Source organism: Kosmotoga sp. DU53, assembly GCF_001639905.1.
Taxonomy (GTDB): domain Bacteria; phylum Thermotogota; class Thermotogae; order Petrotogales; family Kosmotogaceae; genus Kosmotoga; species Kosmotoga olearia.
The window spans coordinates 1-9,828 of sequence record NZ_JGCK01000037.1 but is presented as its reverse complement, the minus strand read 5'-3'; the positions used below and the strand labels follow the sequence as shown (position 1 = coordinate 9,828).

The window sequence follows — 9,828 nt, the reverse complement described above, 5'->3', positions numbered from 1 at the left end:
AAAGGTATTTCAGAATCATACAAAGAAGAAGTTGCATGGGTATTGGACAATCCGAGTTACGAAGAGCTAATCGAAAAGACGAAAGCTTTTGAAAAGTTTTATAACGAAGAATATCCCCATAGTGCTTTAGGATACAAAAGCCCAAAAGAGATATTCGAAGAATCCATGAGTCTACACAAAATTGCTTGATTTTTTGTCCAGTTTTTCGGGGAGCATTACAGTGTTATTCGGCAAAAGATGGAAAATTAATCTGGATGTATGAATACGAAGGCGGAGAAGGAAGAGTAGGAGGAGCACCGTACAAGGTGGGAAAATATATCTTCGATGGAGATACAGGTGGTAATTTTTACATTCTTGAGGAGTTGAGGTGACTGGGTAGTACCAATTGCATCACAGATATTTCCAGAGGATGTTGTATCTACATCGATCATAAAATATAGAAAACGTCAATCAAAAATACAATGCAAATCTATCAGCTAGGATTTTACTTCTCGAGGAAGGAAGCCATATAGAGCCGGATATTCCCATAAACCTGGGTCTTGAGGAAAAGATTTCATGGATAATTGGCAAAGCTGATCCTATGATTTATAAAGCCCTTCAGATTGTCAAAAAAGCCTGGGAATAGCCTTATTTCATTTCCGAATAGTTCGAGATTTTCATAACTGTTGGGGGGACACTTCCTCTTCCATGGGCTTAGGAAAGATTTCAATACACTTTAGTGGATAACTCTTACCAGAATCTGGGATACTTAATTCTATTTATTCACATCTCCTCGCACATCTATCCTGTAAACATAAATCGTATTGTCTTCACGTTTGAATAGGATACGGTGATTACTGACACGTAATCTATAAAATCCCCGATACTTACCTTTCAGCGGCTTAACATCACCGAGGGGAATGTTTTTTATAGCTGAAACGATTTTCTCACGTATATTTTTTGGCAATTTATCAAGATACTTTTTCGCTTGCTTTGAGAGAAACGTTTTCATAGTTCATACCATTCGCTCTCGCTATTTACTTTATCAATAGAATCAATATCGTCATCCGTTAATTCTTCACTCTTACGCGCGTTTACAATCTTCCACAGAATATCTTTAGGCAACAAATTAGGATCAAGCTCACCTTCCTTGATCAAATTATCCACAAATTGAAGAAAAACAACATCATTGGTCTTTTTTATAGCCTCAATCAATTCTTCAAACTTTACAATTATGGTCATATTGTTTCACCTCTTTTCTTTCACACACCCTTTCACGCTTATTGTACCATGATCGCATTTAGCAGCGTATATGAAGGTATTATGCCTCCAAGAATCAACACTAATTGTAGTGATACAGTATACTTACATAAAAGAAGAAACTATGCCCAGCTTTCTACACAGTATCATCAATCTTGAAGATATTTCCGATATTATTATCTTTTCGAAAACAACCTACTGTACGGTAGCCTACTATCCGCTAGTTAAACACCGAAGACACCGTAAAGCATAAAAAACACCTCAAACAAACTTCAACAGTCTATTAGCCAGCTTTTTCCTTTCCTTCTTCTTATCCAGCGCCCAGTAAGCGAGGGCGGTCTGGGTTTTCTTTAGTCTGTATTTCTGGGTGAAGGGATAAAGTTCTGCAGGAGGTTTGACCCTTAGCCCCCAGTTCCTGTCGTAGCGAACGTAGTTTCTCATGAAGGTATCTATTACCTCTCTGTCTTCATCTCCGAGTTGAAGATACTTATGGATGAACTCTTTTCTTTTTCTCGCAGGCAAGGCCTTCAGGAATTTCCTGACAAGGTCTCTCCTGCCTTCGAGGAACGGATGAAGCTCGAAGAGTTGAGCCACGAATTTCTTTGTTTCATAACGATTTTCCGTAAATTCTTTGAACTTTTGAAGATCTCCTTTGCAAAGTTCCAGTGCACGGGAAAGCGTTCCCTTCCTGCTTAGATAAGGATAATCTTTCCTTTTGTTCAAAAGAGCGGTGTATGTTGAGAGGATTAATATTTCACGTTCGGATGGTTTGAGTTTTTCCAGTTCTGTTATCGCATTTTCAAAGCCTTTATCTATCTGAAGTTTTATCCATTCGTTCACGACCGGATAAGGATCGTTGAGTGGATCAACCTCGATTTTCAATCCGGTGATTATCTTCCTTAAAGTTTCACCCCTGACGGTTTGGGTTTTGCCGTTAATGAGTTTGCTGAGGTTGTCCCTTGCAACTCCAGAAAGTAAGGATGTCTGCTTTATAGACTTTATATTTTTACTCAACCACTCTCTCAGTTCCATATCGTTTTCATATAAGGATTTTTCTAAATCGGTGAGGATTTTTGGTAATAGTATCATTCTATGAGCATATCTTTTCCTTATATGGTTCTCCATTTCTTTTGGTACGCATTCCATACATCCGGCAAAAATCTCAAGGTTCACTACTTCTTTACTCACAAAGTCCTTTTCTACCTCGATTAGTGTATCGATACTCGGAAGTGCTGAAGCCGGGCTTTCCCTATATTTTCCATTTAAGTAGGCAGCTTTTCGGGCATAATTTATAGAATCTTCGGGATATGTTGATCTTAAATGCCAGGCAGCATCGTTATAAGCAGTTGCAATTGCAATCGGGTGATCAGCTTTAAGGGATTCTTCAATACATTCTTGGAAAAGCCTTTTTGCCTTTACGACATCTCCTTTTTTGGTAAAATCTCTGGCTTTTCCCAGAAGAAAAAAACACCAACCACTTTGATCTTTCTTATAAGAATCGCTCCAGAACCTAAACTTCTTCATTTTGGGGTTATCAGCAGTTCTTGCATAAACGTTTAGTAAATTTGATGCCACTGCTGAACGCAAAAATGGAGGAATTCTTGAAAACTCTTCACGAAGCTTGTTATAGACAGCGGTAGCCTCTTCTCGCCCCAAAAAATGCAAAATGCTCATTTTCTTACTGAGTATTAGATAGTAAAGAATTCCGTTTTTCTGGTAATTACTAGAGTTGTTTCTAGAATCTTCAGGGCTTTGAAGTACTTTCTGTTCCATGCGAGTTTAATGGCCTGAATGTAGCTTCTCCATCCAGAAGGTAAACCGGCGCTTTCATAATAATTCAAGAAAGGTTTTGCAAAACTGCCATTGTTATCTAGTACCTGTAAAAGGGCTTTTATCTTACTTCTCAGTTTTTCTCTCTCCAATCATATGAAGTGTTACACCATGAATTCCGTGAAAAGCCAATATGCACCATATTTTATCTCCCAAAACACTTTTATAGAGCTGGGTTGCAACACCTATAAATTTTGAAATCATATGCAAACTGCTACAATGTAATTGTAGCCCACAGAAAGTAGGTGGTCAATATGATCAGAAAAATACTCATATTGTTTTTACTATCTATACTCTTTAATTTTTCAATTTTGCTGGCTGATTAATTTTCAATTTTGCTGGCTGATCCAGATGATGTGGTTGGACCAAAAGATGGTTCAAGCAAATGCACCGCGGAAAACGTATACGTAAATTCTTTGAATTTCGACTTTGAAAATCTCAACAACAATCAAGACACTCAGATAATTTCTGGATTATTACCTGATCGACAGTTGGAAGTGTTTGAGAATTTATTTCTTTTGTTCCGATAGAGGTAAAGCAAGATTGTGATATCTAAATACGGAGTTGTAGTCTCTTTTGGGATACAGGGAAGTTTTTACAGCACTTTCTTGACATAGCAGGATTTTTTATTTTTATATCCTGAAAACAAATAGCTTTTGTCACATATTTGGGGGTCGAAGGCACATGTACTTAGGAAATAAAGAAACAAAAGGAGGGATTCGTATGTTAAGAAGGATGGTTTTTGTTCTTCTAATTATGGTTTCAACAGTATTGTTTTCTGTAGAAAGTATAATTCCACTTCGAGTAGAATGTGACGACAGTATAACTGAACCCCGCACTGAATGTTGGTGCACAGAAGTACGCCCTGCATACACTGATTGGACCTGTTACGCATCATGTGTAGTAGGATGTGCTACTTGTGGAACAAATGCTGTTTGTTATGCAGCATGTACTGCATATTGTCTCGCACAGTGCACCTATCCTGAAACCTGTGTTGGTGAATATGAATGTGTAACGATTTATCCATGTAGTTGGTATTCACTTCTCGATACTCCTTATGAGACATGCTGTCGCCGTGAAGTAGGCCTGAATTTGAAGCAAAGCTTTTTAATGTGAATTATGGGGGGGACAGGTATGTCATTAAGAAAATCATTAATGCTTTTCACAGTTTTACTGGTTCTTTCAACACTTTTGATTGCAGATGAGATGGGAAGAACGATAACAGTCAATCCAGAAGGTGACATAAATTCACTTCAAAAAGCTATTGATATCGCTCAAAATGGTGACATTATTAAAGTCATGCCAGGTGTTTATAATACAAAAGCTGTCATAAACAAATCCCTTGAGATAGTTGGTGAGAAAGGAAAAGTTTATTTTGAACCAGTTGATTCGGAAATCCCCATGATCGTTGTTATTGGTTCTGATGAACTAAAATTTGAGGGGATAAAATTCAGAGGGGATGGAAGGCTTTTTCAAATTATAATGAGCAACGTGAGCTTCAGAAATTGTAAGTTTGAGACCTCCGGCACCGCTATATTATTTTCTGGTGGATCGCTTTCGATATCTACCTCGGTATTCAATGGTGTTAGGGAAAAAATCCAAGGAGGTTTCACATACCGTGGGACAGCGTTGCTTGTATCAGCAGCTAATAACATAGAATTCACCAACAACCTGGTAAAACACATGGGAACAGGTCTTCTTGTAAGCAACGTAGATACGCTATACAGTCAGAACAACGAATTTTCCGAAAATGTTATTGGTGCAAAGTTTATTGATGTCTTGGAACTAGGTTTATCGGAGAATATTTTCTATCGCAACCACGTTGCAGTAATACTATCCGGAAAAGGTAATTGTTTTCTGGAAAGCAATATTTTTTCTAAATCTACAAAATGGGATTTGAGCCTTTCCACAGAAGAATGCAGGCTATGTTCAAAATGTGTCGAAAAACCCTTCGATGGATCAATATCTGGAAGAGAAAACATCTCCGATAGTTACGGTTTCTGTCCAGAGGACTCTATTGAAATATTGAAGCTATTTGCTAGAAAGGATTGATGAATTTCCTTCGACTCCCAAATATGGAACAAAAACTATATACTGCTCCCCTGAAGAATTGAACAGGTAAAAAGTAGAGAACCAGAATAAAGACAAAGAGTGCAGTTAATGGCGTAGAAACCCCCGGCAGAAGAAAAGCTGGCAATAATTCTGGAAGAACTTCGTCGAGAAAAGAGCGTTTCTCAAATCTGCAGAGAACATGGAATTTCACAAGCTCAGTATTACAAATGGCGCGACAGGTTTCTCTAAGGTGCCAAAGAAGGCTTGGAAAACGGGAAGAAATCCATTTTCAAAAGCTTGAGGAAAAATTCGAAAAACTCAGCAGCAATCAAGATACACAGATAGTTTTGGATTATTACCTAATCGACAGCAGGAAATGTTTGAACAAAGCTTTTATCTCTTCTGATACGTTAGAGGTGGATTTTTCAAGAACATTGGAAATGCAAGAAAAAATCCTCTTCGGAGGTGAGAAAACCGAAAGTTGTTGTTTAGAAAAGAGTGTCTGTCACTTTTTTCATTGTGGTAACCCACAAATTGATGGCTAACTCATTTTTCATTCCATCACAATCGGCACTGGTTAAATCCCGCGGAAAAATTATATAGGGGGTGATTAAAATAAAGAACTGCACTCCAAAACCTGTGATAATGTCTTTAGATGTAACATATAGATGCACCATGCGATGTCTCCACTGTTTCAATGGGAGTAGTGAAAATACCTTAGAACCAGAATTAACTGATTTAGAATTGTTAGATCTATCGGAGCAGATTGCAGAAATACAGCCAAATGTTATATGTTTTTGTGGAGGAGAACCTCTTCTCAGAAAAGAAATAGTTTGTCGTTGTTGCAATAATATTGTACGTAAAACCGGAGGACAAACAGTTGTAAATATGGTTACAAATGGCGAATTGTTGAGTAAAGAAGTTGCCAAAGATCTCCGAGAAGCTGGTTTTTCGTTTGTGCAAGTTAGCCTTGACGGTGCAAAACCTGAAACTCATGATTGGCTAAGAAACAAAAGGGGTAGTTATTATAATGCCATTCTCGCGATACAGAATCTTAAAGAAGTTGGGATTAAAGTTGGAGTTGCTTGCACACCAACATTGAAAAATTTAGGAGAAATAGAAGAGTTAATAGAAATTTGCGAAGAATTAGGAGTAGAGGACTTTAGAATGCAGCCGTTAATGTTGATAGGAAGAGCTAAGAGAAATTTGAAAGGAAACGTTCCAAGCTATCATGACTATAGAAAAATCGCAGTACGATTGCAAATGTTACAGTTAAAAAAGGCTGCCAAAAGTGGAATGCGTATTGAATGGGGAGATCCCGTAGACCATCTTATAAGGTCAAAATATAGAGAAAATGGTTATGATCCGTTTGTGGGAATAGACGCGTATGGTTATTTGCGCATTTCTCCTTATTTGCCTATAACATTTGGAAATATCAGAAAACATAGCATTATGAATTATTGGAAACATGGGTTGTCGAAAATTTGGAATGCATCTGTAGTTAGATGGCTTGCAGATCGAGTAAAATCAATCGAAGATTTAGATCTCCAAGGACAAGGTTATAAGGTTCCAGAAGTCTACTGGGAAAAAAGTGTGAATATAGATGTAGTAGAAGAAAATGTGTGGAATCTTAAACCAGAAGATTTGTTTGGCTTATCTGAAACAAGAGAAATTGCGGAGGTGCCAGAAAATGATGGAAAGTAGTATTAGAAGGGCATTATCAGATGCTGATATTAGGCCGTTAATAGAGTTTATAAATAAATCCAATTTCAGCAAAGGCTTAAATTACTTGAGTCCATTTGTGTACAAACAGGTGTTTAATGATCTCTATATTCGGGAGAAGTTTTTCAATTACTCTATTTATGTTTACAGCGAATTTGTAGATGGGAAAATTCACAAGGTTTCATATTATCAATTACCGTCACCTGGAAGTTTTTCCAAGTCTGCAGACTTGGTGTTATTTGCAAGTAGAAACCGGCCTTCAAAAGCAGAAGAATTCCTCGTTGATTCTATACATAATTTGTCCCAAGCACATCCGGTCATAAGCAAAGTTAAAGTTAATCTAAAAATAGAAAAAAACGTAACTGGACAAAAAGAATTGACTGATTTGTTAAGGAAATCGGGCTTTACCAAAGAAATTGTATTAGAAGGCGAATTTTATACAGCTGATCTGGTTGTATATTCATACTTTTTGGGGTGAGTGATACCATGCTCAACAGCTTGCAAATTTCAAGTATAAGATGGGAAATTGAACCAAAATGTAATCTCAATTGCAAGCACTGCTTTGTAGGGAGTAAATTAGATAGTTTCCAGGAGCTTGATCTTGACAGTGCAATGAAAATAGTGAATAAGATAGCAAGTATTGGGGTTAAAAAAGTAAATTTCACAACGAAAGAACCAACATTGTTTAAAGAACTTGACAAGCTTATCTTTTACTGTTCATTGAAAGGGATTTATACTGAACTTGTTACAAATGGTGTATTACTTCGGGATATTACACTATCAGAGAAAATTGTAAATAGCGGTGTTGGTGCAATAAATATAAGCATGGAAGGTATTAGCGATACATCGAACGATTATATACGTGGTAAAGGAACGTTTGTTCAGATTTTAAAGGCGCTAAATAATCTGAAAAATGTTATGGAACCAGGAAGGTACGTGCCCATTGTTATTCAAATGACTTTGAATAGGAAGAACAAATTAGAAGTTCATAAGATACCTGCATTTTTCAATTCACTTCCAGTTGATATGGTGGTTATAGGTGGGCTTTTATTGGAGGGAAATGCTCGGGAGAACCCAGATATAGCTTTATCATCTGAAGAATTTTTAGAAGCGTGGGAAATTATTTTGGAAGAGTACTTATCCCTAGACTATAAGAGATATTATCTCAATTCCAAATCATTGTTTCCTCCTGAAGCAGTTTACTACAATATCATGTATGGTACGGATTTATGTCCATTGCCACCAAGGTGTGGTGTATTAAACGGGAATTTTTCGCTACTTCCAAACGGCTGTATTATTCCATGTGTCGCTATTTTGGATAAAGAGGCAAATGTTGGCAGGCTCCCAATGATCGATCTCTTAAACAAAGAGTTTATTGAAGAAAAAGACAAAAAACGAATGGATGATTTTATTAACAGTGTTAGTGAATTAATAAAACTGCGGAAACCTTATATTTGTTCTCAATGCTACTATGAAGATTGGTGTATGCCTTGCCCAGTTAGTTTGCTCCAAAAGGGGTTTTTAGATGAAATTTCCGAAAGATGTGAGCGTGCCTTGAAAGAGCTTGAAATGTTTTTACTAAATATCCAAAAAGCTTTCAAAGAATACTATGTTGTGGTTAGTCAAGATACGCTGATGCACTTGGAAAAAGATAAAGCTTTCTTGACAAGGTTTTATAGATTAGGTGAAACGCTGCAAAGAAAGTACAAAGTTGATGGATACAAAGCAAGGATACTGAAAAGTATTTTTGATAACGGAGCAATTGCTCTTCCAGATTTATGTTCAGATCTATCTGTGACCTCTGCGGACGTCTTGAACTTTCTTAAACCATTATTTTACGACGGATTTATTGAATTCAGGAGGTCTGAAAGAGTCCCTTTTTACGCTTCAAAGTGATGAGCATTTAAACATTCATCGTGATCGTGATTGCTTGACAAAAAAGATGAAGAAAAGATGGGGGTAATGCATTGCGATAAGAATACAAGGCACTTTGAGCGATTTCAAAAAACAAGAAGCGCTGGAGTTGCAGACACTCAGATGTAGTGGAAAGCGAAGCCGAACAGTCTCTCCTTATTTTTTTCAACTTTTTACTTCATTTTTGTAAATTTGTGGTTCTCTCATCAGGAGGTGGAAAAATGAACAGAATACTCGATAGTACACCCAGATTTATTGAAGAAAATCTCGTATACAAAAGGAAAGAAGAAAATGGAAGTTTGGTATTCTTAAGTAGAAGGCATCCAGAAACTCAGCAATTACAACTAAACGATACTGCTAGATTCATTGCTGAGCTTTGCAACGGCAAGAACTCTGTGGGTAGAATCGTGAAGAAGATATTAGAAGAGTATCAGGGAGCAACCAGGGATAGAGTAGTGCAAGATGTTATAAATATACTTCACAGTTTGTGGCGTCTTGGGTTGATTGAATGGAAAAAGGAGAATCCACTAATTTCTCTTTATTACACAAAAAAGGTGGATAACTATACATTCAGAGTACTTACGGAAGACGAAGCAGTAGCAATAGTTAACAAACTTAAAAATGTCCTGCATTATGTGAATCCTTATATTAACGAGGAGACAAGTTATTCCGAACTTGCAATACGCCAGAAAGTTTTTGCTTTTACGGAAGTCTTCTTTTCTTTATTCGATAAGGGTCATGAGAGCATGGTTATTTCATTTTCGGGTTTTCCTGGTACAAGAGTCAGAAGTTTGCGCATTTTGTATCTCTACTTTGATGCTAATTTCATTTCTACGGAAGCTGTTAGGAATTTCCTGAGATGGTGTATGTGGTCAAATAAAATTGACCCCCCAGGGCCATAGAAAATTGACCCGTTACCCCGTGGAAAAAAAGACCTTCTTGAGCGAGATAATAGAAACAATCTGCTCAAGGAGGTATACGAGGGGTGAAAAACGTGTACGAGGTCAAAGAGATTCAACGGCTCTATCAGGAATATGGTTCTATTCGTGAGGTAACAAGACTCACCGGGAT

At 37.2% G+C, this 9,828-nt stretch carries 10 protein-coding genes and 1 pseudogene; 7 read left to right on the top strand and 4 right to left on the bottom strand.

Features of this window, described 5'->3' with window-relative positions:
• Positions 1-189, top strand: a 189-nt coding sequence (locus DU53_RS05515; RefSeq protein ID WP_153020824.1) for an integrase core domain-containing protein, incomplete at its 5' end; no start/stop codon positions are given.
• Between the two features lie 565 nt (positions 190-754).
• On the opposite strand, the gene DU53_RS05505 is transcribed toward DU53_RS05515, so the two are convergent.
• The 4 genes from DU53_RS05505 to DU53_RS12820 all read right to left on the bottom strand — a co-directional run bounded on the left by DU53_RS05505 (position 755) and on the right by DU53_RS12820 (position 3,161).
• On the bottom strand, positions 755-991 hold the full coding sequence (locus DU53_RS05505) for a type II toxin-antitoxin system RelE/ParE family toxin (RefSeq protein ID WP_015868421.1): 237 nt from the start codon (positions 989-991) through the stop codon (positions 755-757).
• Positions 988-1,221 (bottom strand): hypothetical protein, encoded by a 234-nt coding sequence (locus tag DU53_RS05500; RefSeq protein WP_015868420.1) that lies wholly within the window; start codon positions 1,219-1,221, stop codon positions 988-990. Before DU53_RS05500 ends, DU53_RS05505 begins: the two co-directional genes overlap by 4 nt.
• Before the next feature lie 279 nt (positions 1,222-1,500).
• The gene (locus tag DU53_RS05495; protein ID WP_235599726.1) at positions 1,501-2,763 is read right to left on the bottom strand and encodes a helix-turn-helix transcriptional regulator; all 1,263 of its coding nucleotides are present in this window, start codon (positions 2,761-2,763) and stop codon (positions 1,501-1,503) included.
• A gap of 164 nt (positions 2,764-2,927) precedes the next feature.
• Positions 2,928-3,161, bottom strand: a complete 234-nt coding sequence (locus DU53_RS12820; protein WP_235599725.1) for a hypothetical protein — start codon at positions 3,159-3,161, stop codon at positions 2,928-2,930.
• A gap of 1,042 nt (positions 3,162-4,203) precedes the next feature.
• Here DU53_RS12820 and DU53_RS05490 point away from each other — a divergent pair.
• The 6 genes and pseudogenes from DU53_RS05490 to DU53_RS05465 all read left to right on the top strand — a co-directional run bounded on the left by DU53_RS05490 (position 4,204) and on the right by DU53_RS05465 (position 9,659).
• Complete coding sequence (locus DU53_RS05490) at positions 4,204-5,121, top strand: hypothetical protein (RefSeq protein ID WP_015868417.1); 918 nt, start codon at positions 4,204-4,206, stop codon at positions 5,119-5,121.
• A 138-nt stretch (positions 5,122-5,259) separates the two neighbouring features.
• Positions 5,260-5,441: pseudogene (locus DU53_RS11915) on the top strand (transposase); the annotation flags it as partial.
• Between the two features lie 286 nt (positions 5,442-5,727).
• Positions 5,728-6,825 (top strand): radical SAM protein, encoded by a 1,098-nt coding sequence (locus tag DU53_RS05480; protein ID WP_201030005.1) that lies wholly within the window; start codon positions 5,728-5,730, stop codon positions 6,823-6,825.
• The gene (locus DU53_RS05475; protein WP_063727899.1) at positions 6,812-7,321 is read left to right on the top strand and encodes a hypothetical protein; all 510 of its coding nucleotides are present in this window, start codon (positions 6,812-6,814) and stop codon (positions 7,319-7,321) included. The genes DU53_RS05480 and DU53_RS05475 overlap by 14 nt, the downstream gene beginning before the upstream one ends.
• Positions 7,318-8,739, top strand: coding sequence for a radical SAM protein (locus tag DU53_RS05470; protein WP_201030004.1), 1,422 nt, complete (start codon positions 7,318-7,320; stop codon positions 8,737-8,739). The genes DU53_RS05475 and DU53_RS05470 overlap by 4 nt, the downstream gene beginning before the upstream one ends.
• A gap of 239 nt (positions 8,740-8,978) precedes the next feature.
• Complete coding sequence (locus DU53_RS05465; RefSeq protein WP_015868414.1) at positions 8,979-9,659, top strand: PqqD family protein; 681 nt, start codon at positions 8,979-8,981, stop codon at positions 9,657-9,659.
• Positions 9,660-9,828: the final 169 nt, after the last annotated feature.

Excerpts from the sequence above, each read along its gene's own strand:
- DU53_RS05475 (WP_063727899.1), top strand. The coding sequence starts at position 6,812 with ATGATGGAAAGTAGTATTAGAAGGGCATTATCAGATGCTGATATTAGG.
- DU53_RS05490 (WP_015868417.1), top strand. The coding sequence starts at position 4,204 with ATGTCATTAAGAAAATCATTAATGCTTTTCACAGTTTTACTGGTTCTT.
- DU53_RS05465 (WP_015868414.1), top strand. The coding sequence starts at position 8,979 with ATGAACAGAATACTCGATAGTACACCCAGATTTATTGAAGAAAATCTC.
- DU53_RS05495 (WP_235599726.1), bottom strand. The coding sequence starts at position 2,763 with ATGAAGAAGTTTAGGTTCTGGAGCGATTCTTATAAGAAAGATCAAAGT.
- DU53_RS05500 (WP_015868420.1), bottom strand. The coding sequence starts at position 1,221 with ATGACCATAATTGTAAAGTTTGAAGAATTGATTGAGGCTATAAAAAAG.
- DU53_RS05505 (WP_015868421.1), bottom strand. The coding sequence starts at position 991 with ATGAAAACGTTTCTCTCAAAGCAAGCGAAAAAGTATCTTGATAAATTG.